The organism is Arthrobacter sp. B0316-5-4 (assembly GCF_059090325.1).
In genome coordinates this window covers 38,976-59,852 of the sequence record NZ_JBNHFN010000003.1, presented here as the reverse complement: position 1 = coordinate 59,852, position 20,877 = coordinate 38,976, and the positions used below count along the sequence as shown (strand labels likewise).

The 20,877-nt window shown below is 63.2% G+C and carries 27 protein-coding genes and 1 tRNA gene; 12 read left to right on the top strand and 16 right to left on the bottom strand.

What is annotated here, in order from left to right; all coding sequences use genetic code 11:
- Window positions 1-41 precede the first annotated feature (41 nt).
- Entirely contained in the window at window positions 42-251 is a 210-nt protein-coding gene (locus AC5RU9_RS08745) for a dodecin (RefSeq protein WP_211710990.1), read from the top strand.
- A 50-nt stretch (window positions 252-301) separates the two neighbouring features.
- Here AC5RU9_RS08745 and AC5RU9_RS08740 read toward each other — a convergent pair whose 3' ends face one another.
- Window positions 302-1,186 (bottom strand): helix-turn-helix transcriptional regulator, encoded by an 885-nt coding sequence (locus AC5RU9_RS08740; RefSeq protein WP_494016121.1) that lies wholly within the window; start codon window positions 1,184-1,186, stop codon window positions 302-304.
- Between the two features lie 185 nt (window positions 1,187-1,371).
- Between AC5RU9_RS08740 and AC5RU9_RS08735 the strand changes: the two genes are divergently transcribed.
- Genes AC5RU9_RS08735 through AC5RU9_RS08715 form a run of 5 tightly spaced genes read left to right on the top strand, consistent with a single transcriptional unit; the run spans window position 1,372 to window position 6,106 of the window.
- A complete protein-coding gene (locus AC5RU9_RS08735; protein WP_494016120.1) occupies window positions 1,372-2,193 on the top strand; it encodes an aldo/keto reductase in 822 nt (273 codons plus the stop codon).
- Between the two features lie 31 nt (window positions 2,194-2,224).
- Window positions 2,225-3,196 (top strand): aldo/keto reductase, encoded by a 972-nt coding sequence (locus tag AC5RU9_RS08730; protein ID WP_494016119.1) that lies wholly within the window; start codon window positions 2,225-2,227, stop codon window positions 3,194-3,196.
- A gap of 26 nt (window positions 3,197-3,222) precedes the next feature.
- On the top strand, window positions 3,223-4,233 hold the full coding sequence (locus AC5RU9_RS08725) for an SDR family oxidoreductase (RefSeq protein ID WP_494016625.1): 1,011 nt from the start codon (window positions 3,223-3,225) through the stop codon (window positions 4,231-4,233).
- Complete coding sequence (locus AC5RU9_RS08720) at window positions 4,230-5,060, top strand: aldo/keto reductase (protein WP_494016118.1); 831 nt, start codon at window positions 4,230-4,232, stop codon at window positions 5,058-5,060. Before AC5RU9_RS08725 ends, AC5RU9_RS08720 begins: the two co-directional genes overlap by 4 nt.
- 2 nt (window positions 5,061-5,062) lie before the next feature.
- Window positions 5,063-6,106 carry a lactonase family protein gene (locus tag AC5RU9_RS08715; protein WP_494016117.1) on the top strand — a complete coding sequence of 348 codons (1,044 nt, stop codon included), beginning with the start codon at window positions 5,063-5,065 and terminating at the stop codon, window positions 6,104-6,106.
- Window positions 6,107-6,178: 72 nt separating this feature from the next.
- On the opposite strand, the gene AC5RU9_RS08710 is transcribed toward AC5RU9_RS08715, so the two are convergent.
- From AC5RU9_RS08710 to AC5RU9_RS08695, 4 genes are all read right to left on the bottom strand, one after another.
- Complete coding sequence (locus AC5RU9_RS08710; protein WP_211710997.1) at window positions 6,179-6,409, bottom strand: hypothetical protein; 231 nt, start codon at window positions 6,407-6,409, stop codon at window positions 6,179-6,181.
- A complete protein-coding gene (locus tag AC5RU9_RS08705) occupies window positions 6,406-6,603 on the bottom strand; it encodes a hypothetical protein (protein WP_211710998.1) in 198 nt (65 codons plus the stop codon). Before AC5RU9_RS08705 ends, AC5RU9_RS08710 begins: the two co-directional genes overlap by 4 nt.
- 161 nt (window positions 6,604-6,764) lie before the next feature.
- The gene (locus tag AC5RU9_RS08700) at window positions 6,765-7,793 is read right to left on the bottom strand and encodes a hypothetical protein (RefSeq protein WP_494016116.1); all 1,029 of its coding nucleotides are present in this window, start codon (window positions 7,791-7,793) and stop codon (window positions 6,765-6,767) included.
- Window positions 7,794-7,798: 5 nt separating this feature from the next.
- Window positions 7,799-8,308 carry an RNA polymerase sigma factor gene (locus AC5RU9_RS08695; RefSeq protein WP_211711000.1) on the bottom strand — a complete coding sequence of 170 codons (510 nt, stop codon included), beginning with the start codon at window positions 8,306-8,308 and terminating at the stop codon, window positions 7,799-7,801.
- 119 nt (window positions 8,309-8,427) lie between these two features.
- Here AC5RU9_RS08695 and AC5RU9_RS08690 point away from each other — a divergent pair, with 119 nt between their 5' ends.
- The gene (locus tag AC5RU9_RS08690) at window positions 8,428-9,405 is read left to right on the top strand and encodes a serine hydrolase domain-containing protein (RefSeq protein WP_494016115.1); all 978 of its coding nucleotides are present in this window, start codon (window positions 8,428-8,430) and stop codon (window positions 9,403-9,405) included.
- On the opposite strand, the gene AC5RU9_RS08685 is transcribed toward AC5RU9_RS08690, so the two are convergent.
- The 8 genes from AC5RU9_RS08685 to AC5RU9_RS08650 form a co-directional block, all read right to left on the bottom strand.
- Window positions 9,402-10,445 (bottom strand): HoxN/HupN/NixA family nickel/cobalt transporter, encoded by a 1,044-nt coding sequence (locus tag AC5RU9_RS08685; protein WP_494016114.1) that lies wholly within the window; start codon window positions 10,443-10,445, stop codon window positions 9,402-9,404. The genes AC5RU9_RS08690 and AC5RU9_RS08685 overlap by 4 nt on opposite strands.
- The gene (locus AC5RU9_RS08680) at window positions 10,445-11,326 is read right to left on the bottom strand and encodes an urease accessory protein UreD (protein ID WP_494016624.1); all 882 of its coding nucleotides are present in this window, start codon (window positions 11,324-11,326) and stop codon (window positions 10,445-10,447) included. Before AC5RU9_RS08680 ends, AC5RU9_RS08685 begins: the two co-directional genes overlap by 1 nt.
- Window positions 11,327-11,397: 71 nt before the next feature.
- On the bottom strand, window positions 11,398-12,015 hold the full coding sequence (gene ureG, locus AC5RU9_RS08675) for an urease accessory protein UreG (RefSeq protein ID WP_494016113.1): 618 nt from the start codon (window positions 12,013-12,015) through the stop codon (window positions 11,398-11,400).
- 13 nt (window positions 12,016-12,028) lie between these two features.
- The gene (locus AC5RU9_RS08670) at window positions 12,029-12,709 is read right to left on the bottom strand and encodes an urease accessory protein UreF (protein ID WP_494016112.1); all 681 of its coding nucleotides are present in this window, start codon (window positions 12,707-12,709) and stop codon (window positions 12,029-12,031) included.
- Window positions 12,690-13,166, bottom strand: coding sequence for an urease accessory protein UreE (gene ureE, locus AC5RU9_RS08665; RefSeq protein WP_494016111.1), 477 nt, complete (start codon window positions 13,164-13,166; stop codon window positions 12,690-12,692). Before ureE ends, AC5RU9_RS08670 begins: the two co-directional genes overlap by 20 nt.
- Before the next feature lie 7 nt (window positions 13,167-13,173).
- Window positions 13,174-14,904, bottom strand: coding sequence for an urease subunit alpha (gene ureC / locus AC5RU9_RS08660; protein ID WP_494016110.1), 1,731 nt, complete (start codon window positions 14,902-14,904; stop codon window positions 13,174-13,176).
- Window positions 14,901-15,269 carry an urease subunit beta gene (locus AC5RU9_RS08655; RefSeq protein WP_494016109.1) on the bottom strand — a complete coding sequence of 123 codons (369 nt, stop codon included), beginning with the start codon at window positions 15,267-15,269 and terminating at the stop codon, window positions 14,901-14,903. Before AC5RU9_RS08655 ends, ureC begins: the two co-directional genes overlap by 4 nt.
- A gap of 8 nt (window positions 15,270-15,277) precedes the next feature.
- Complete coding sequence (locus tag AC5RU9_RS08650) at window positions 15,278-15,580, bottom strand: urease subunit gamma (protein ID WP_211711008.1); 303 nt, start codon at window positions 15,578-15,580, stop codon at window positions 15,278-15,280.
- A 199-nt stretch (window positions 15,581-15,779) separates the two neighbouring features.
- Between AC5RU9_RS08650 and AC5RU9_RS08645 the strand changes: the two genes are divergently transcribed.
- Window positions 15,780-16,301 (top strand): flavin reductase family protein, encoded by a 522-nt coding sequence (locus tag AC5RU9_RS08645; RefSeq protein WP_494016108.1) that lies wholly within the window; start codon window positions 15,780-15,782, stop codon window positions 16,299-16,301.
- On the opposite strand, the gene AC5RU9_RS08640 is transcribed toward AC5RU9_RS08645, so the two are convergent.
- Both AC5RU9_RS08640 and AC5RU9_RS08635 read right to left on the bottom strand, forming a co-directional pair.
- Window positions 16,298-17,398, bottom strand: a complete 1,101-nt coding sequence (locus AC5RU9_RS08640; RefSeq protein ID WP_494016107.1) for a D-TA family PLP-dependent enzyme — start codon at window positions 17,396-17,398, stop codon at window positions 16,298-16,300. The genes AC5RU9_RS08645 and AC5RU9_RS08640 overlap by 4 nt on opposite strands.
- A gap of 38 nt (window positions 17,399-17,436) precedes the next feature.
- Window positions 17,437-17,844 (bottom strand): RidA family protein, encoded by a 408-nt coding sequence (locus tag AC5RU9_RS08635; RefSeq protein ID WP_494016106.1) that lies wholly within the window; start codon window positions 17,842-17,844, stop codon window positions 17,437-17,439.
- A 179-nt stretch (window positions 17,845-18,023) separates the two neighbouring features.
- On the opposite strand from AC5RU9_RS08635, the gene AC5RU9_RS08630 reads away from it, so the two are divergent.
- The 3 genes from AC5RU9_RS08630 (at window position 18,024) to AC5RU9_RS08620 (ending at window position 19,896) form a co-directional block, all read left to right on the top strand.
- Window positions 18,024-18,854: an ANTAR domain-containing protein gene (locus AC5RU9_RS08630; RefSeq protein ID WP_494016105.1), complete on the top strand. Its 831-nt coding sequence runs from the start codon at window positions 18,024-18,026 to the stop codon at window positions 18,852-18,854.
- A gap of 134 nt (window positions 18,855-18,988) precedes the next feature.
- Entirely contained in the window at window positions 18,989-19,360 is a 372-nt protein-coding gene (locus AC5RU9_RS08625; protein WP_494016104.1) for a hypothetical protein, read from the top strand.
- Window positions 19,361-19,644: 284 nt separating this feature from the next.
- Window positions 19,645-19,896 carry a hypothetical protein gene (locus AC5RU9_RS08620; protein WP_494016103.1) on the top strand — a complete coding sequence of 84 codons (252 nt, stop codon included), beginning with the start codon at window positions 19,645-19,647 and terminating at the stop codon, window positions 19,894-19,896.
- 102 nt (window positions 19,897-19,998) lie between these two features.
- On the opposite strand, the gene AC5RU9_RS08615 is transcribed toward AC5RU9_RS08620, so the two are convergent.
- Window positions 19,999-20,071: transfer RNA gene (locus tag AC5RU9_RS08615), tRNA-Lys, on the bottom strand.
- 134 nt (window positions 20,072-20,205) lie between these two features.
- On the opposite strand from AC5RU9_RS08615, the gene AC5RU9_RS08610 reads away from it, so the two are divergent.
- The gene (locus AC5RU9_RS08610; RefSeq protein ID WP_211711014.1) at window positions 20,206-20,865 is read left to right on the top strand and encodes a hypothetical protein; all 660 of its coding nucleotides are present in this window, start codon (window positions 20,206-20,208) and stop codon (window positions 20,863-20,865) included.
- Window positions 20,866-20,877 lie beyond the last annotated feature (12 nt).

Here is a 20,877-nt window from a genome sequence, read left to right as displayed (position 1 = left end):
TTTCCTTTCCGAATATTCGCAAGACGTTGATGAGGAGCACCATGGCTGGCCACACATATAGCGTTTCCGAAATTGTAGGAACTTCCAGCGAAGGCGTTGACGACGCGATCAAGAACGGCATCGCCACAGCCTCCCAGACCCTCCGGAACCTGGACTGGTTTGAGGTCAAGGAAATCCGCGGCCACCTCGAGGACGGCGCCGTGGCCGACTGGCAGGTCACCATCAAGCTTGGTTTCCGCCTGGAGCGCTGATTAGCCCGCGAGACGGCAGTTAATGACAGTTCCGGGGCTCCGGGCTGTCATTAACTGCCATCTGGGCGGGCTGTTTCGGGTGCATCAGCCAGGATTTGGGTGCCCACGTCGCCGAAGTTGAGCAGCGTCAAAGCGTCCGACGACGGCGAGCCCGCCTTCGCGGAATACACCCTCAGCAACTGGTCGGGGTCGTCCGGGAGACTGAGGGTTTCAAAGTTCAGTTCCAGGTCCCCCACCACGGGGTGGTGCAGCCGGACGGTGCCGGCGGACCTGGTGGCCACGCGGTGACCGGCCCACCACTGGCGGAAGTGTTCGCTGTGCACGGCGAGTTCACCCACCAGCTGGTTGGTTTGGGGATCATTCGGATGCCTGCCGACGTCCATGCGCAGCGCGCCGACCGCTTCGGCAGCCACCGTTTTCCAGTCCCTGAACAGGCGCCCCGCCGCTGGATCCAGGATGATCCAACGCGTCAGGTTGCGTTCGGGTGCAGGCAGCGAGGAGAAATCGGTGAAGAGCTGGTGCGCCATCCGGTTGCCCGCCAGGACGTCCGCCCGCCTGCCCAGCACCATCGCCGGAACATCCCCGACGGCATCAAGCAGCTGCCGCAACGCCGGACGCACCTTTTGCACGGGGCCAGGGCTGCCGGAGGAGCTGGCACAGTGTTCCAGCAGGTCCATCATGTGCGCTTGCTCCCCCGCGTCCAGTCGGAGGGCCCGTCCCACGGATTCCAGGACAGCCTTGGAGGGGTGGATATTGCGGCCCTGCTCCAGCCGCGTGTAGTAGTCGGTGCTGACGCCCGAGAGCCTGGCAACCTCTTCGCGACGGAGCCCGGGGACACGGCGGGAACCGCCCGACTCCTGCGTCCCGGCGTCGTCGGGTGAGAGGCGGGCACGCATGACTTTGAGGAATTTACCGAACTCCGCGCTTTGACCCATCCGTCCATTCTGCCGTTCCGGGTGCTTGAAAGACCACCATTTTGGGTAGGACTACCAGACCTAGGAAAAACAGGATCAGGCAGGATTGCTGACTCAGCCCCCAAAACTGCATAGGCTCAGTACCGAGCCCCGAAAACGCTTTCTGGAGTGTCACCACCCAAACCATCCAGTCGAAGGAGACCGTCATGCCAGAGCTGACATTGAACAACGGCGTCACCATCCCACAGCTGGGATTTGGTGTATTCCAAGTGCCTGCGGATGAAACGCAGAAGGTGGTGGAAGATGCATTGGAGGCCGGCTACCGCCACATCGACACCGCGGCCGCGTACCGCAACGAGGCCGGAGTCGGCGCGGCCGTCGCGGCCTCGGGGATTCCCCGCGAGGAACTGTTCATCACCACCAAGCTCCGCAACGGCGAGCAGGGCGAGGCTTATGACGCGTTCCAGCGCAGCAGGGACGCACTGGGCCTGGAGGTCATCGACCTCTACCTGATCCACTGGCCGGTCCCCTCTCAGGATCTGTACACACAGGCATGGGAGGAGATGGAGAAGCTTTACCAGGACAAGCAGATCCGGGCCATCGGCATCTCCAACTTCCTGGCCGACCATGTAGACAACCTGCTCCGGAAGGCCGAGGTTGTGCCTGCCGTCAACCAAATCGAACTCCACCCCACGTATCAACAGGGCGATTTGGCGAACAAATGCCGCGACCTGGGCATCGCTGTAGAGGCGTACAGTCCGCTGGGCCAAGGCAAGGACTTGAACGCCGAGCAAGTGGCCTTGGTGGCGGCAGCCCACGGCACTACTCCTGCACAGGTGATCCTGGCCTGGCACCTCGCCCAGGGGACCATCGTGATCCCCAAGTCGGCGGACTCCACCCGCATGCGAGAGAACTTTGGCGCGGCCGACCTCACCCTGACCGAGTCCGAATTGGCAGCAATCACCGCATTGGAGGCGGGCGCCCGCATCGGCTCCGATCCCGCCGTCGCCGCTTTCACCCAGATGTAGTCACGCAACCAGACAAAAGGACCCCACAGCTATGCAGTACACGCACTTGGGCCGTTCCGGCCTGAAAGTTTCACGCCTCTGCTTGGGCACCATGAACTTTGGCCCGCAAACCGACGAAGCGACCGCCCACTCGATCATGGACTCCGCACTGGACTCCGGCATCAATTTCTTTGACACCGCCAACGTCTATGGCGGAGCCGAGCACCGCGGTTGGACCGAGGAGATCATCGGCCGCTGGTTCGCGAAGGGCGGCGAGCGCCGCGAACGGACCGTCCTGGCCACCAAGCTCTACGGCACCATGACCGACCGTCCCAACGAATCCAAGTTGTCCGCCCTGAACATTCGGCGGGCCCTGGATGCGAGCCTGAAACGGCTGCAGACGGACTACATCGACATATACCAGTTCCACCACATCGACCGCGATACCCCGTGGGATGAGATCTGGCAGGCCATCGAGGTCGGCGTCCAGCAGGGCAAGATCCTTTATTCGGGCAGCAGCAACTTTGCCGGCTGGCACATCGCCCAAGCACAGGAAGCCGCCCGCCGGCGCCATTACACCGGACTGGTCAGTGAGCAGTCCATCTACAACCTTTTCCGGCGCGAACTGGAGCTCGAGGTCATCCCGGCTGCACAGCAGTATGGCCTTGGCCTGATCCCGTGGTCCCCTTTGCAGGGCGGCCTGCTGGGTGGCGTATTGAAGAAGGAAGAGCAGGGTGTGCGCCGTTCGGAGGGCCGGGCGCTTGAAACCCTCAAGAAGCATGAGGACCAGATCCGCCAGTACGAGGATTTCGCGGACGAGCTGGGCCACGCGTCTGGCGATGTAGCACTGGCGTGGTTGCTCCACCAGCCTGCCGTGACGGCGCCGATCGTCGGACCGCGCACCCAGGAACAGTTGGACGCAGCCATCCGCGCACTGGATGTTTCCCTGAACGAGGATGCACTCAAGCGGCTCGATGATATTTTCCCGGGCCACCGTCCCGCCCCCGAGGACTACGCCTGGTGAGCACCCTCCCACCCGACAGCCTCGCAATGGCTTCGGATACGGTCTCGCCGCGGAACATCCTGTTCATCGGCGGGACCGGGGTCATCAGTGCGTCGGCAGCTGAACGCGCTGTCGCACTGGGCCACCGGCTGACCATCCTCAACAGGGGACGGTCAGCCGGGCGGCCGGTCCCCGACGGCGCTGAGGTGCTCCATGCCGACATCCGCGATCCCCAAGCTGTGCGTGAGGTACTGCAGGGAAGGGAGTTCGACGCCGTAGCGGACTTCATCTCCTTCACCCCGGATCAGGCGCTGGCCGGCTTGGAGATGTTCCGCGGGCGGACGGGGCAGTACGTGTTCATCAGTTCCGCTTCGGCCTACCAGAAGCCTCCAACGGCGCTCCCTATCAGGGAGTCGACTCCGCTGAAGAACCCGTTCTGGCAGTACTCGAGGGATAAGATCGCGTGCGAGGAAGTGCTGTTTGAGGCGTACCGGGAGCAGGACTTCCCGCTGACGGTGGTGCGGCCGTCGCATACCTACGACCGGACCAAGATTGCCATGGTTGGCGGCTGGACGGACATCCACCGCATGCGTGCGGGCATGCCGGTCATGGTCCATGGTGATGGGACCTCGCTTTGGACCTTGACCCACAGCCGCGATTTCGCCAAGGCTTTTGTGGGGCTCCTGGGACGGCCACAGGCTGTTGGCGAAAGCTACACGATCACCTCAGACGAGTACCTGCCGTGGAACCAGATCTACCGCTTGTTCGCGCGCGCGGCCGGCGTTCCGGAGCCCGAGCTTTTCCACGTATCGTCCGAAACCATAGCCGTCCACAGCCCGGAGCTCGGGCCCAACCTGCTGGGCGACCGCTCCCACTCCGTAGTTTTCGACAACTCCAAGATCAAATCACTCGTCCCGGATTACCGGGCAACGATTCCCTTCGCGGACGGTGCAAGGGAGATCGTGGCGTGGCATGATCAGCATCCTGAGCTTCAAGTGGTTAACGAGGACTACATGGAGCTCAGCGACCGGCTTTATGAAAGGAACCTACGGCCATGACACTAGCCCCACTCATCGAGCTCAACGACGGCAACAAGATTCCGCAACTGGGGTTGGGCACGTGGCCCCTGAACGACGCGCAGGTGGCCGATGCCGTTGTGGAGGCTGTATCCCGCGGGTATCGGCACATCGATACTGCCGTGAAGTACGGCAACGAGAAAGGCGTGGGCAACGGCATCCGGGCCTGCGGGGTGGGCCGGGAGGAACTGTTCATCACCACCAAGTTGGACGGAGAATTTCAGGGCTCCGGCAAGGCCACCGCTGGACTCGACGGCTCGTTGGAGCGCCTGGGATTGGACTACGTGGACCTGCTCCTCATTCACTGGCCGCTCCCCCGCCGCGACGAGTTCGTCTCCACATGGAAGACCTTCGAGGAATTGCAGGCCTCCGGAAAAGCCCGCTCCATCGGCGTTTCCAACTTCAAACCCGCGCACCTGGACCGCCTTTTGCGGGAAACGGACGTGGTTCCTGCAGTGAACCAGATCCAGGTCAGTCCCTCGATTCCCCGGCCTGCTGCCCGGGCTTTCAACGAACGGAACGGCATCATCACCGAGTCCTACAGCCCACTGGGCGCCAGCAGCGAGTTGTTGAACGCCCCGGTCCTGGCTGCCGTTGGTGAAAAGCACGGAAAGACGCCGGGCCAGGTTGTGCTCCGCTGGCACGTCCAGCAGGGCCTGGTTGCCATCCCTAAAACCGCCAACCCGGAACGGATGAAGGAGAACCTGGACGTGTTCGATTTCGAACTGGATCACGACGACCTCACCAGATTGCAAACGCTCGACGCCGGACCGGACGCGGGCGTCGACTCAGACGTTCAGGGGCACTGACCATGGAAACAGCGGAAACACTCATCTGGACCGGCTCTTACACCGCCGACAGGAACGGTAACGGCAAGGGTATCGCGGCCCTTTCCGCCGATGACAGTGGCCAGCTCACCTCCGTCGGTTTGGCCATCGAGGCAAACTCGCCGTCATTCCTCGCCCTGCACCCCACGCTCCCGGTGATCTATGCCGTAGCGGAGGAGGGCAAAACGGTGCGGGCCTACCGGCGGACTAGTGCCGCCGAGCTGGAGGCCTTTGGGGAACCGTGGCCCGCAGGCGAGGCCACGTGCCACGTCGCGGCGGATCCGCAGGGCCGCTTCATCGTTGCCACCTGCTGGGGCGACGGCCAGGTCATCCTCTACGAACTGGACGACGACGGCGCCATCACCTCGCGCACCAGCGCGGAAGCCGCCGTCGACCCCCACACGGCAACGTCCCCGGACCAGGCCCGTCCGAGCCGTGCGCATTCCAGCCTCATGCTGCCCGACGGCCGGGTCATGACCACGGACCTGGGGCATGACCTGGTGCGCATCTGGAAGTACGTGGCAGGTGAGGGACTGGTGATCGACCATCAGGTGATCCTGCCCCAGGGTTCGGGCCCCCGGCACATGGCCCGCCATAACAGCGGCACTGTGTTGGTGGATACGGAGTATTCGGTGGAGGTGGCCGCGGTCCGTATGCAACCGGACGGCACATACGAGCTGACTGCGATGGTTCCGGCAAGCACCAACGGCGCAAAGGAAGGCGACGCGGGAGCGGAAATCGCCCTGTCTCCGGACGGCCGCTTCGCCTACGTGGGTGTCCGCGGAACCAACCGCATCTGCGTGCTTGCGGTCTCCGAGGACGGCACCGAAATCGAACCCCTTGCGGACGTACCGTGTGGTGGCGACTGGCCGCGCCACCACTTGGTCCGCGAAGGCTGGCTGTACGTCGCGAACGAAGGTTCAGACGACGTCGCGAGCTTCAGGCTGGACCCGGAAACGGGACTGCCGGAGGGGCCTGTGAGCAGAGTGGAGACGGGTTCTCCCAGCGTCCTTGTCCTGGCAGTTTAACTGACGCCGAGATGGCACTTGATGACAATCATCCGCTCAGAAATTGTCATCATGTGCCATCTCGGCGAGTTTTCAGGCGGACCAGACTTGGACGTCGTCCGTACCGCAGATCAGCTTGCGGCCCGTCGGTTCTAGGACGACCCACAGCAGCTCCTGGTGCTTGGAAACGTCGTCGACGCGACCTACCCCGGCGCCCCACGCAACATCGTAAATCCACACAGGATCACCGGCGCTGAGCTCCGACCACTCCGCCGACGGCACATGGCGGTAATCGGCGGGCCTGTTCAGGATGGTGCTGGTCATGCCGGTACTTCAGCCGTGGAGCGCCGCCGCCAAACCGTGGGCATGCCCTCGTAGGCCGGAAGAACGCTGCCTTCTGCGAAGACCTGGACTGCGTCCGGGTCAGATTCCGGGCTCCACAAGCCCGACGCCGGGCAGTGGGAACCGGTAGGCATGACGCGGGTGGCTCGTTCGCGCAGGAGGGCGATGCTCTTCATCGTTGAAACTCATCCTTGGTAGTTCGGGGGATTTTGTGAAGCAGATCTCCTCAACCCTATGAAACTCAAGCGACGATCGTTATGGACAAATGAATAACGTTCTGCGGCTGCACAGTGCTTTTGCACAGGCGACCCGCCATGGGCCCCATCAGTGGCCCCCGCTACTGGTACTTGAGGCTCAGGAACATTGCCTTCAGCTGCGCGTACTGCGTGGTCTTCATCCAGGCTTTGGCCGCCTCCGGTGTGGCGAAGGCCGGCTGCTTGGCGGGATCGAACACAGCGTAAGCGCTCATGATCCCGTTGGGCACGCGGATCTGATTGATACCTGAGCCCGTTTCCCCGGATTGCATCTCTGAGGCCAGGCGGACATCCATAACGTACGTGGGCGTCTGATCCAGCTCTGTGGTCGAAGGCGTTTCTCCTGGGTGAACCATCATGGCCGCCTGATGGGCAAAGAAACCGAACTGCACGGGATCACTGGCTGAGGTTGTGGACACCACTCCGGGTACTGTGGCGCGATCATAGACGGTTCGCTTCACCCAGCCGCCCGTCCCATCCGCGTAATTTCCGTTGAACACGCGCGCTACCTCGGCCCCCGCGGCATCGAAAACAGTCACAATGCGTGAGGCTTCCGCAGTCCCGGGTGGATCGAAGGGACCCTGTTCCGCCCGGACGCTCCAACCCACCGGGTACTTGAAGGACAGGTGCCCGTCCGGGAAGGTGAAGGTCTGGCTGGTGGGAACCTGCACCGGCGGGACCACCGGAGCGGTGGTCGGCGCAGCAGGCACTGTAGGTGTCGGGGCCTGGGTGGTTGTGGGAGCCGGGCTTGCCGTGGGCGTTGCGGACGGGGTGGCCGTCGGAGTCGGCGTTACGGACGCACTGGGCGTGGGGGTCGCTTCGGTGGACGTCACCGTGTTCGCGGGCGCCGGGGTTGAGGTCACGGTCCCGAAGTTCGCCGCGACAAGCACCCCGGCGGTGACGGCGGCTGCGCCGAGCAACAGTCCGCCGGCGATCTGCGCTTTGCGCCGCCGTCGGCCTTCCAGGGACGTCACCCCGGCCAGTGGACGGCTGTCGCTGTACACCGTGGATCCCGACAGGATCTTGTGCAGGGCTTCTTCGCCGTTCGGTTCCGTCACTGGATCGATAGTGAGCGGGTCGATAGCTGAAATCTGGTTCTTGATCGGATCCATTGTCTTCAGACCCCCATCTTCTCTGTAGTCGAGTCGGCCCCTGCAGGCATCTGCTTCCGGAAGGCCGCGCGTGCCCGGTGGAGACGGACTTTCGCTGCTGATTCACTGCATTGCAGCATTGTGGCGATGTCGGCGATCCCCAGACCGTCCCAATAGGCCAGCTGCAGGATGTCGCGGTCCTTCTCCCGGAGGCGTTCCATCGCTTCCTGTACCGCGACGTTTTCCGAGTCGCCGCCAAACCGCTGCACCGCCGTCGTGCGCAATTTCTCCTGCAGCGCCTGCCGCCTGTCGCGGCTGCGGTACGCATTGCCCACCAGGTTGCGGGCAATGGTCAACAAATAGGCGAGGTCCGGGCGTGAGTCGTCCACCCATTTCTGCCACACGACACGAAACACGTCCGCTGCTATTTCCTCCGCTACATGCGCCGATTCAACGCGTCGGCAAACGAACTTGTAGACGGATGGATAGCTGTCTTTGTGAATGGCGATGAATGCCAATTCGCGCTCGGAAAGCACGATTCCCCCTGAAAAATAGAACCCGGACCTGCAGGATACTTGTTTAGTTTCCGGCCCGGCCGCCGTGGTTACACGCGGCGAAAAGTTTTTTGCTGTGATCCCTGCGATAGTTTCGAGTCATGGTGAATACAGTGGCGTCAGTTGAGTGGGCGCGTAAGCAGGTAGACCTCGGGCGCGTGCCTGTGGGGGTTCTGGGGATTGCTTCCAGCAACGGGATCGAGGACGTCGTGGCTTTCGGGTCCGACGGCGGGCGGCAAGCCACAGCCGACCACCACTTCGCGCTGTTCTCGGTTTCAAAGCCCATCAGCGCCTTAGCCGTCATGCGTCAGGTTGAGTTGGGAAAGCTGTCGCTGGGCAGCGCACTCTCGACGGCGGTTCCGGGCTTCGGGGCCGGCCGCACCGACACCGTGACGCTGGAGCACCTGTTGAGTCACCGGTCCGGGATCACCGACCCGGAGCTCGACGACGGTGTCCCCCTCCGCGACGCCCTCACCTCGGCGGGGCAAACCTTCTACGCCGGATCCCTGGTCCAGTACTGCAACATCGCTTTCGAGGGTGCAGCAGCCATGGCCGAGTGGGCTGATGGGCGTCCTTTTGAGGAGCAGGTCCTGTCCTTGGCCGCTGACACCGGCGCAAGCGGCCTCACTTTCAGCACCGACTGCAATCCACACACGGTGCACGGAACCGAAGCGGCGGGGCTGAACGCCGGGGCCATGTTCGAGCAGCGGCATCCGGGGGCCGGGCTCTTCGGAACCGCCACGGACCTGCTCAATCTGGGCTCGGAGTTACTCAGGGATTCCGGCAAGGCTGTCCAACCGGCGACCCTGGCAGCCATGCGCCGGCCGCGGACCACGGAGCTTTCACACATCACCACCCGGCCCAGGCCCCTTCGCCACACCGGATTGGGATTCCAACTGCCGGCCAACGAGTCCGAGTTGATCGCAAGGGGGATCTACGGCCATCCTGGCTGGTCCGGAACGGAGTGGTGGATGTTCCCTGAGCAGGATCGCTGCGTGGTGTTCCTGACCAATGTCCTGGACACCCCGGACCTCGGCGTGGACACCACCGGGTTGTTCAACGCAGTGGCGGCTTCCTAACCCCTGCGGGCAACCCGTCCACGCCACACGGACACAGCCCACACCATCGCGAACAATGCCACCAGGATCAGGCCCGCGTCGCCGAGGTCCACTTCCCCGAGCCAGGAGGTCAGCGGGTCCTCCAGCCCAAAAGCGGTGTTAGCGAACCCGCCAAGCGTGATCACGGAGATGAAAAGGGCCGACACAGCTGAGATGCCTGTGATCAGCGCGTTGAAGCCGAGCTTGCGTTGCGGATTGTTGATCGCGGATTTGTACATCTTCATCATGGCCACGCCATTGGCGGAATCGCACAGGGTCATGGCTGCGGTGAACGCGAGCGGCAGCGCCATCAAGGCGAGCGGCGACACACCGGCGAGGGACGCCGTCGTGGTTATCACCAGCAGCCCGATGGTGGTGGCCGTATCGAAGCCCAGTCCGAAGAGGAAGCCGATCACGTAAATGTTCCGCGGCCGCTCCACCCTGGACAGGGGTTTGGCCAGGAGCCGGGCTACGAAGCCTTTCGCTTCGAGGTCTTCGTGGCGGACCTCGCCGCCGGCTTGGACGTCCCTGTACAGCTTGGTGGCGCGGACGAATGCCGAGCCGTTAAAGAGGCCCATCGCCAGCAGGAACAGTCCCGAGACGCCGCTCCCGATCAAGCCGAGCACCGTGTTGCCTGTGGTGCCGTCCTCCATGAACTGCCCCACCAGCGTGGCACCCGCTACCACCAGCAACCCGGCCAGCACCACCACCGAACTGTGGCCCAGGCTGAACGCGAAACCCACACTCACGGGGTCCTTGTGCTGGGCGACGAACTTGCGGGTTGAGTTGTCGATTGCGGCGATATGGTCCCAGTCGTAACTGTGCTTGACGCCCGCAACGTAGGCGGTGATCACCAGGCCCAGCGCCAGCGGCTGGGCACCACCAGCGGCGCCGGCGAGCAGAAGGACGACGGCGGCAGCATGCAATGCGGCCACCGCACCAAACGTGAACAGCAACCTGGTCCGCAGGGAGAGGTTCTCCCGCTCCCGGTACATGGTGGCGAACTCAGTCAGCGCGGTCATCAGTACTTCCTCAGGTTCAAAGGCGCCTGGCCGAACCAACGCTCACGCAGAACGCCGGTGCAGGCACCCAGCAAATTGTTGAGCTCCTCAGTGCTGTTCGACAACGATCGCAGCACAAGCCCGGTGCTCCCGGCAAGGGCCTGCGTTAAGGAAACCCCCGTGTAAGCGTCAAAGTCGCGCGCTACGTGGGCCAGGTCGTCAGCAAGCCCCTGGTCCACCCGCGAATCCACCACCACCAACGACCCCAAATGGCTGAAGCCCTCCATGAACCCCATCCCCCTCACGTCGTTGGCAGGCGGGCGGATCAAAAGGTTGTCGAGCGCCAACAACTTGGGGCCGCCGTCGTCCTCGATCCAGATCTCGTTGCGCAGCCGCACCTCTTCATACTTGAAGGCTGCGCCATCCGGTGACCATCCCGGCGTGATGACCTCAGCCATGACAAGGCTCGACGACGGGTGGAGGCTAATGTGCGAATTCTGCCGATAGCTGGCCTCCCGGTAGGCAATCAACTGGTCGGGCACCAATTCCAACCGGGCGCCCTCCCCCAGTTTGATGTTCATCCGCTGCTCAGCAAACGACCCCGGAGTGCGGTAAATCTTCGTAGCCGACTGCGTCGTGAGAAGCAGGTCCGCCCCGTCCTCGACCTCCACGTCAATGAGGAACAGATCCGCCCCCAGATAAGCCCCACCCGGATTGACCATGACATAACAAACCTGCCCACTCTGATCCAAGTAATGCGGCCGCAAAACCCGCAAAGCGCCCTCATGGAACTGCCGAGCAGCGACGGACCGCCCGCCCCGCACACTGACGCCCAACTCCAACCGCCCTCGCCCAGGGCGAGAAGCGGCTGCGGATGAAGGGGGCCGCGGCGTGGCGGGCATCGCGAAGCGGGCACGGCCCCCTTCATCCGCGGGCGCCGCCCCCGGTGAGATGACCGCGGAAAGCGAGTCGCTCACTGCGCCAAGTCGAGCATGAGGACGTCGCGGCGGATCCAGTTGAGGACGTCCTCCAGGCCTTCGTCGGTCTTGAGGTTGGTGAAGCAGAACGGTTTGTTGCCGCGGAACTCCTTGGAGTCCCGCTCCATGATGGCCAGGTCCGCCCCGACGTGCGGGGCCAGGTCTGTTTTGTTGATGATGAAGAGGTCGGATTTGATCATGCCTTGCCCGGCTTTGCGGGGGATCTTTTCGCCTTGGGCGACGTCGATGATGTAGATGGAGAAGTCGACGAGCTCGGGGCTGAAGGTGGCGGAGAGGTTGTCACCACCGGATTCGACGAAGATGACCTGCAGATCCGGGTGGCGTGCCTTCAGCTCTTCGATGGCCGCGGTGTTCATGGAGGTGTCTTCGCGGATGGCGGTGTGCGGGCACCCGCCGGTTTCGACGCCGATGATCCGGTCTTCGGGCAGGATACCGTTGGCGGCGAGGATTTTGGCATCTTCGATGGTGTAGATGTCGTTGGTGATGGCGGCCATGGAGATGTCGCCGCTCATGTGCCGGGTGATGCGTTCGACGAGCTGGGTCTTGCCTGCTCCTACGGGGCCGCCTATACCGATCTTGATGGGTTCTGTCATGTGTCCTCCTTGTTTAGCTCATGAACATGCGGGCGCGTTGCCGTTCGTGCCGCATCTGTGAAATTTCAAGTCCGGGGCTCACTGCCCCAAAGTCGTCCCAGCACAGCTGTGCTACAACGTTGATGGCGGCAGCGACGGCGTCGTGCGCGTCCCGAAGTACCCGCTGCCCGGCGTTCTGCCCGAGCGGTATGGCGCGCACGGCGTTCTGCGTCAGGGAAGTGACGGTGGCAAAAAGATACGCCGAAAGCGCCTCCTCAAGGGGTACCCCCAGCGACCGGGCGATGACCCCAAAAGCCAAAGGCTGGTGCCCCGACGCGCTTCCGGCACGGACCAACTCCCGGTAAGCCTCCAACTCCTCGGACGGGAAAACTTCCCCACCGATCTCCAGGAGCCGTCCGCCCATTTTCAGGGAGGCCTCCCGCACCTCCCGAGCCAACAACTGCCCGGACAACACCTCATCCAACAAACCAACATCCATCCCCTCGTAAAGGAAGCGGATAGCCAACCCGTCGGAATAGGTCAACTGCTGCCCCACAAACGCCCGCAGCCACGTCCCAAAAGACCCCTCATCCCCCACCAGCCCACGCTCGATGTAGCTCTCAAACCCCAAAGAATGAGCAAACGCCCCCGTAGGCAAAGCGGAGTCCGTCAACTGCTGGAGAGCCAGCTGATAGCTAGTGCGAATGCTCAGCATGGCGGAACGGCACCGGCATGACCCGCTCTTGCCTGTCGTAGGGGACGCCGACGCTCTTCACGTAGTCTTCGACCGTGTGGTCATACTGGCAGACCATGACTTCGGCCCCGTACTCGGACGAAGCATCGAAGAACTGTGCCTGCAGATGCCTGTTGCCGAGCGAATGTGCCACGACCCCCATCTCATGGATGCTCCGGGGCGCGATCACCAGGACGTCGGTGGGCAGCACGGAAATGACGATGAGGTTGGCGTCGTCGATGGCGAGGATGTCGCCGTCGCGGAGGTCTCCAGTTCCGGAGGGAAGGCGGATGCCGAGTTCCTTGCCGTGGTCGGTGGTGACGCGTTGGATGCGTTTGACCAGCAGGGCGCTGGGCAGCACCACCTTTTCCTTGTGGTGGCCGGCGTAGGTGTCCAGGGGTTGTTCGTGCAGGTTTCCGAGGATTTTTTCGATGATCATGGGGGTCCTAGAAGAGGAAGTAGCGCTGTGCCATGGGCAGCACGTCGGACGGCTGGGAGGTGACTTCTTCGCCGTCGACCGTCACTTTGTACGTTTCGGGGTCGACGGCGATGTCCGGGGTTTCGCCGTTGTATTTGAGGTCCGCTTTGGTGAGGTTGCGGATGCCGGTGACGGGTTTGATGATGCGTTCGAGTCCGAGTTCTGCGGGCACTCCGGCGTCGATGGCTGCCTTGGACAGGAACGTGATGGAGGTTTGTTGGAGGGCTTTCCCGTAGGTGGCGAACATGGGTCGCATGGTGCGGGGCTGGGGGGTGGGGATGGAACCGTTGGAGTCGCCCATGAGGGCGTAGGCGATCTGGCCTCCCTTGATGACGAGTTCCGGTTTCACTCCGAAGAACGCCGGATCCCAGAGCACCAGGTCGGCAAATTTGCCCTGTTCAACGGAGCCGATCACGTCGGCCATACCTTGGGCGATTGCGGGGTTGATGGTGTATTTGGCGACGTAGCGCTTGAGCCGGAAATTGTCCGATTCGGCGGATCCGTGGGCGGTTCCGGAAGGGTCCTGCAGAATCCCTCGTTGGCGTTTCATGGCGTCGGCTACCTGCCAGGTGCGGGTGACCACTTCACCGACACGGCCCATGGCTTGGGAGTCGGAGGAAGTGATGGCGAAGATTCCGAGGTCGTGGAGGACATCCTCGGCGGCGATCGTTTCGGCGCGGATGCGGGAGTCTGCGAAGGCCACATCTTCGGGGATGTCCGGGTTGAGGTGGTGGCAGACCATGAGCATGTCCAGGTGCTCTTCGATGGTGTTTTTGGTGTACGGCAGCGTGGGGTTGGTGGATGCGGGGAGAACGTTGGGCAGTCCGGCGATCTTGATGATGTCCGGCGCGTGCCCTCCCCCGGCGCCTTCGGTATGGAAGGTGTGGATGACGCGGCCGTCGATTGCCCGGATGGTGTCTTCCACGAAACCGCACTCGTTGAGGGTGTCGGTGTGGATGGCTACCTGGACGTCGTATTCGTCGGCGACGCGCAGGGACATATCGATCGAGGACGTTGTTGAGCCCCAATCCTCATGGACTTTGAGGCCGACGGCGCCCGCGCGGATCTGCTCTGCGAGGGGCTCGACGGCGGACGCGTGGCCCTTTCCGAACAGGCCGATGTTGACCGGAAGCCCTTCCACGGCCTGGAGCATCCGTGAGATGTGCCAGGCACCGGGCGTGATGGTGGTGGCTTTGGTCCCTTCGGCAGGTCCTGTGCCGCCGCCAACCATGGTGGTGATGCCGTTGCACAACGCAGTGGGTACTTGCTCCGGGGAGATGAAGTGGATGTGGGTGTCGATGCCGCCGGCGGTGAGGATTTTCCGTTCACCGGCGATGATTTCGGTGCTCGCGCCGATCACGATGTCCACGCCGTCGGTGATCTGCGGGTTGCCGGCCTTGCCGATCTTGAAGATATGGCCGTCCTTCAGGGCAATATCCGCCTTGTAGATCCCGGTGTAGTCGAGGACGACGACGTTGGTAATGACGGTGTCCGGAATGTCTTCAGCGCGCGTCAGCTGGCCGTTTTGGCCCATGCCGTCGCGGATTACTTTGCCACCGCCGAACACCACCTCTTCGCCGTGGACTGTGTAGTCCTTCTCGATTTCGAGGAACAGCTCCGTGTCGGCCAAGCGCATGGCGTCGCCTGTCGTCGGGCCGTACAGTTCGGCGTATTGCCGGCGGGGAATTTCGAAGCTCACTGGTGGTCCCTTTCCGCTGCGACGCCCGGGCGGGCTGACCCGTCAACCCCGGTTCCGCCGTCGAGCTTTCCGTTGACTGCGTTACTGAGCCCGAAGACTTCGCGGGACCCGGCGATTTCGATCAGTTGGACAGTCTTCCTGTCTCCTGGTTCGAAGCGCGCGGCCGTGCCTGCGGGAATGTCCAGGCGGCGGCCGTAGGCGGCTTTGCGGTCGAATTCCAGGGCGCGGTTCGCCTCGGCAAAGTGGTAGTGCGAACCAACCTGGACGGGCCTGTCGCCGCGGTTTACGACTTCGACGGCGATCGCCTCGCGGCCGCTGTTGCACGCAATGGAGCCTGGTTGGAGCCTGTATTCACCGGGGATCATGGGGGCTCCTATCGGATGGGGTTGTGCACGGTGACGAGCTTGGTGCCGTCAGGGAAGGTGGCCTCGATCTGGACGTCGTGGATCATTTCCGGCACGCCTTCCATCACGTCTTCGCGGCGGAGGAGCGTGGTTCCGTAGCTCATGAGCTGGGCGACGGTTCTGCCGTCGCGTGCGCCTTCGATGAGCTCGTAGCTGATGATCGCCACAGCTTCGGGGTAGTTGAGCTTGAGCCCGCGTCCTTGGCGGCGCCGGGCAAGGTCGGCGGCCACCACGATCATGAGTTTCTCCTGCTCACGGGGCAAAAGATGCATCGATTCTCCTGAAACCTGGGCACGGGCAATGACAGATGTGACCAGCGTAGGGAGCGGAGGTTTCAGAGAAGTTACCAAAGCGTCTCAGTCGGGGATCAAATTCCCCCGAATTGACCTCAACATAAGTTGAGGTCCTAGCATCGAATCCGGTGCGCGCACGAAATCCGGCGCCATCCCAGCCAGTCCCCGAGGTGTTTGAATGAGCCGTCCCCAACCCCTGCCATCCCCGCGAGTCAGCGAGCTTTTCAAGAGCGCGTTCCGCGGCCATCCGGCAGGCGTGGCCGTCATTACGGCTACAGGGCCCGACGGCGCGGTGGGGCTCACTGCGTCATCGGTGGCGTCGGTGGCCGTCGATCCACCAACGCTGGCGTTCTCCGTCACGAGCGGGCGATCCGCTTCCGTCATTGCGGCGGCCCAGACGATCGTGGTGCACCTGGTAGGCGCTGACCAGTTGGAACTCGTCCGGACTTTCGCTGACCCGACAGCTCCACGTTTCACCGAAAGCATGGACTGGGAAGTGCTGCCCACAGGTGAGCCCCTCCTCAGGGAGGCCCAGTGGGCGCTGCGCTGCGAAATCGTCCACCGGGCAGCTTTGGGCAGCTCCGTGCTTCTGGCCGCGGAGGTCCTGGATATCAGGTCCAGTGCTTCCAGTTCAGCTCCGCTGGTGTACCACAACCGCGAATTCCACACGCTCGTCCAAGGTGTTCCGGCTGTGGCTTAGTTGTTGCGCCCGCGGGCCGCCACGTTCCAGGTGTCCACCACGGCGCCATTGCGGACCACGGTGACCCCATCCACCAGGTTCATGGCCAGGCAGACATGGTTTGGGATGACCCGAAGCCTGGTACCCAGCGCTGGGAGTTCGGCGGAATCCGGCCAGACAACGGTGGCGTGATGCTCGGATAACGCGGTGACCCTGGCCTCCGGAAACTCAGGCAGGCGCGCGTACCCCGTTGCCCAGTCCGGGCGGTCGCTGCCAAGGATCTTGCTGCCCGCATCCACCACGACGCGTCGCACGTTTCCGCCCGTGGCCTCGTGGCGGCTGACGACGGTGGCGGCCACGGTCAGGGCAATGTCATCCCAGCCGCAGCGTTCCAGTTCCAGTTGCTGCGCGTCGCCGAACACGTAGACGCCGGGGCGCAGCTCGGTAGCCACGGTTTCCCCGGAGATAAGGGCCGTTGGCGTTGATCCCCCGCTGATGGTGGAAATCTCAAAGCCAGCCCGCATCAGGGCTTCTGCTGCCAGGCCAAGCGCCTCGTTTTCGTTGCTGGCAGCACCGGTGGGCATTCCCGGTTTGTAGCTGTGGCCGGGGAACGTGAAAACGCCAGCCACAGTCAAGCCCGCTTCAGCAGCGGCCCGGGCCACGTCCACTGCCTCGTCAGGGAGCACGCCGCTGCGGTGATGTCCGCTATCGATTTCGACCAGCACCTCAATCCGCCCCGCATCCGCGCCCATCTGGTGACCCATCGCCGTCGCGCTTTCCGCCGAGTCCAGGCCCACCGCGACGCGGCATGAGGCCGCGAGCGCACGGAGCCGTTCAGCGCGGGGCGCATCCACCCAGAGCGGGTAGGCGATGAAAAGGTCCGTCACCCCGTCCGCCGCGAAAACCTCGGCCTCGCCGATGGTGGCAACAGTGATCCCCTCAGCGCCGGCCGCCAACTGCTTCCGGGCGATCTCCAGCGTCTTGTGCGTCTTCACGTGCGGGCGAAGCCGGAGCCCCCTGCTGAGCATGCTCGACGCCATGCGTTCGATGTTCCGGTCCAGCACATCGACGTCGATCAGGATGGCAGGGGTAACCACTTCGGCGAGGATCACGTTCATGCCTAAAACACTAGCGGCATGTTCGACCGCCCCCTTCCTCAGTCCACCACTGCGGCGACGGCCTCAATTTCCACGAGTTGATGGTCGTACCCCAGAACCGTGACACCCATGAGGGTGCTCGGCACATCATGATCGCCGAACGCGTCACGAATGACCTCCCATGCCGCCACGAGATCAGCCTGACGAACGGATACGACGAGGACGCGGGTGGAAACGACATCTTCCATGCCGGCACCGGCCGCTTCCAACGCTAAGCGCATGTTTTCCAACGACTTCTCCGCTTGCACCTTGTAATCTCCGATGCCCGCCGTGGTCCCGTCCTCGTTCAACGGGCACGATCCCGCCAGGAAGATCAACCGGGCATCTTTGGGTACGGTGGCCGCGTAAGCATATTGCGCGGCCGAACTCAGCCGGTTTGAACGGACCAGGGTGACTGCGCTCGGCATGCGAGGCCTTTCTCGAGTGGTGCGCTGTATCTTGTTGATCTGCACAAGCGTAGTGTCGCAAGTAGGAGATTTCGGGTGGTGACGGTCCGGGGTTGAATGATCCGGGTTGTGCGCGAACACGAGCGCACCACCGCCCAGCCGGAAATGCGTAAAGTCCGGTCTTGCCGAATTGAGGCCACATGGCCCAGGACACCGCAGTACCAACGCCCGAAGACCTGCAGGATCTGCGCCTCGGGCAAGCAATGACCAACCACCGCCCGAGCGCTTTGTCCGATGAAGTCCAGCTGGACCTGACGGATTTCCTGGAGCACCTGCAGAACCTGTTGGTTGAGAACACCGACATCCGCGAGTTCCTTGAGGACCTGGCAGAAATGACTGCCAGGAAGCTCACCACCTCCGCCAATACGGTCGCTTGTGGTGTGACGGTGATCCGGCATAAGAAGCCGGTGGCCGTTGCAGACAGCGACCTGCTGGCGCGCAGGCTGGACGACATCCAGAACAGCTTCGGTGATGGTCCGTGCCTGACAGCCCTGCGGACAAGGAGAATCACCCATGTGCCCGACATTCGGCACGAAGTTCGCTGGCCTGACTATATGAAGGCGGCAGCCTGCACGAATGTGGGTTCCATCCTGGCGTTGCCCATGGAGCTGAACAGCACCGCCGAGGCAGTAGTTAACCTGTATTCGACCCGCGTGCATGGCTTTGGCGAGGAGGATCTTCTCACCGCGCAGCGGGTTACTGCCACGGGAGCCAAAGCGCTTCATCTGGCCCTGAAAATCGCCCAGTTGAAGGACGCCCGGGAGAATCTTGCCGCCGCGCTGGATTCCCGGGCCGCCATCGACACGGCTGTCGGCATCATCATGGCGCAGAACCGCTGCAGTCGCGACAACGCATTCCAGATTCTGGTGAATGCTTCCAACCATCGCAACCTCAAGCTCAGGGCCGTGGCGGAGGGAGTCATCGCGCAGATCGCCGGCGACCAGTGCATAACGGCGGCCTTTGACGAGTAAAAGCGAGGCTGTCCGTCGTCTCAGCATCGGAGGAACGGTGGCACGTCACACACCGCTCATCCCCTTGCAACGCGCCCGCAACAAAGATGCGTAAAGCTGGGGCATACGCACGGCGACAGTTGAGGGGAGCGCACATGACTATCGCGAACAGGGACCTTTTCCAGGCGTTGAAGACCCAGGCCAGCCTGGCCCAGGCCTTCGGCGCAATGCCGGGAACTGCCGAGGCAGCCCACGCACTGAACACTGGCGAGTACGTCGAGGCCTGGCACAACGGCCGCCTCTACCACCGGGGAACCGTGGTCAAGACGGTGGCCGGAACCGAGCTCTTCTGGCTTCTGGATGAGACCGGAAGCCGACGGCTGCTCGATATGGAATCCATGGAGATCGTAACCGCTGACGAACCAGCAACGGCGGCAGCGCAGGAACCGGTACCGGGCCCGACGGCCACGGTCACACCGATCTCCGCATTCCCCATGTTCCACGACGGAACGCAGCAGATCGCCTAGCTGCCTGTCGTCGCGGCACCATGTTCGCGTAGGTGACGGCCTCGATAGGCTGTGCCCATGTCACGCGGAACCGTCAGATCAGCCTATGGTGCACGCGCCAAGGAGTACACGGCGCTTTTCGGGACCATAGAAAGCACCCATCCCGCTGATCAGGCGTTGATTGCGGCCTGGGCTCGCGGACTCGACGGCAAAGTGATCGACGCCGGCTGTGGCCCCGGGCAATGGACCAGCTTCCTTCATGCCCAAGGGGTTGAAGCGGAGGGCGTGGACATTACCTCGCTGCTGTGTTGGCGGAGTTCTCCCGCTGCCTTGCCCCCGGAGGCAGTCTCTTGCTGGGCTTCTTCGACGGCGTCACTGTCGAAGAGTTCCCACACGCGGTGACACCCGCGTACTTCTGGCCCGTCGCGGAGATGGGGAAGCGCCTCCAGAGCGCCGGGTTCCTGGTAACCAGCTCAAACTCCAGGAAAGACCCCGGAGCGCGCCCCCATGCGGCGATCATCGCCACCCGCACGCCCGGTCCCGCGTTGGTTCCCTGAGCACACCGTCGTCCGGGTGACTGACGGATTGCCGAACCCAGCCCAAGCCAGAAACAAATAAAACAGGCCGGAGACTCAACGTCTCCGGCCTGTCTTGGAGGGTGGGCCCTGTGGGGATCGAACCCACGACCCACGGATTAAAAGTCCGATGCTCTACCAACTGAGCTAAAGGCCCCTCCAGCTGTAGAAACAGCCATGAATACTGTACCCCAACGTCAACGCAGACAAGGAACTCAACGCGGCGTGCGCCGTCGTGCGTCCAAGCAACCGTTACTCGACCCCGCCAGAGCACAGGAGTACGGTGAACTCATGAGCGAACAGCCAGGACCACCTGCGTACGGCGGAGCAAACAGGCACCACAAGCCCAAGCCCTTCGCGCCCATCGATTTCGAACCGTTCGCTGGTGGCGCCGACCCCGCGCGGGTTTCCGAGGCTGCGCATCTCGCTGCCCAAGCGCTGGTCAAACGTGGCCGCGACAGTGACGACCCCAAAGTTACGCGACGCCTGGTGAAGTTGGCTGACGAGCAGGGCCTCGAGGCCATCGCTGAAATGTGGGCCGAGAGCCCGGCGCGAAGCCTCCCCGGTGCGTTGTGGCGGCTCTACGCACTCCGCGCCGCCACCATCCAAAACCCGGAGCGGATCTCTGTCTACTTCCGGGCAGGACGCGACACCGCCCAGGTTTCCAACGTCGTAGCGGGCGCCGCGGAGCCGCCTGGAGCAGACGAAATGAAGACCATGGCTGACGCCATTTTGTCCGGCGCGTTCGACGGCGAGTTCGACGTCGCGCTGGAACGTTCCGCTGCTTTCTGCCGCGTGGTGGCACTCGGCCAGGCGACCCTCGCCGATGGCGCAGAGCACACCAACGAAGGCCATGCCAGCAAGCTCACGCGCAACTCACACCAATTGGTGAAGACCGCTGAGGACCTTGAGCATGCCGCCAACGCGTGGCGCCTTGGCGAGCTGGACTAGCCCAACAAAAGG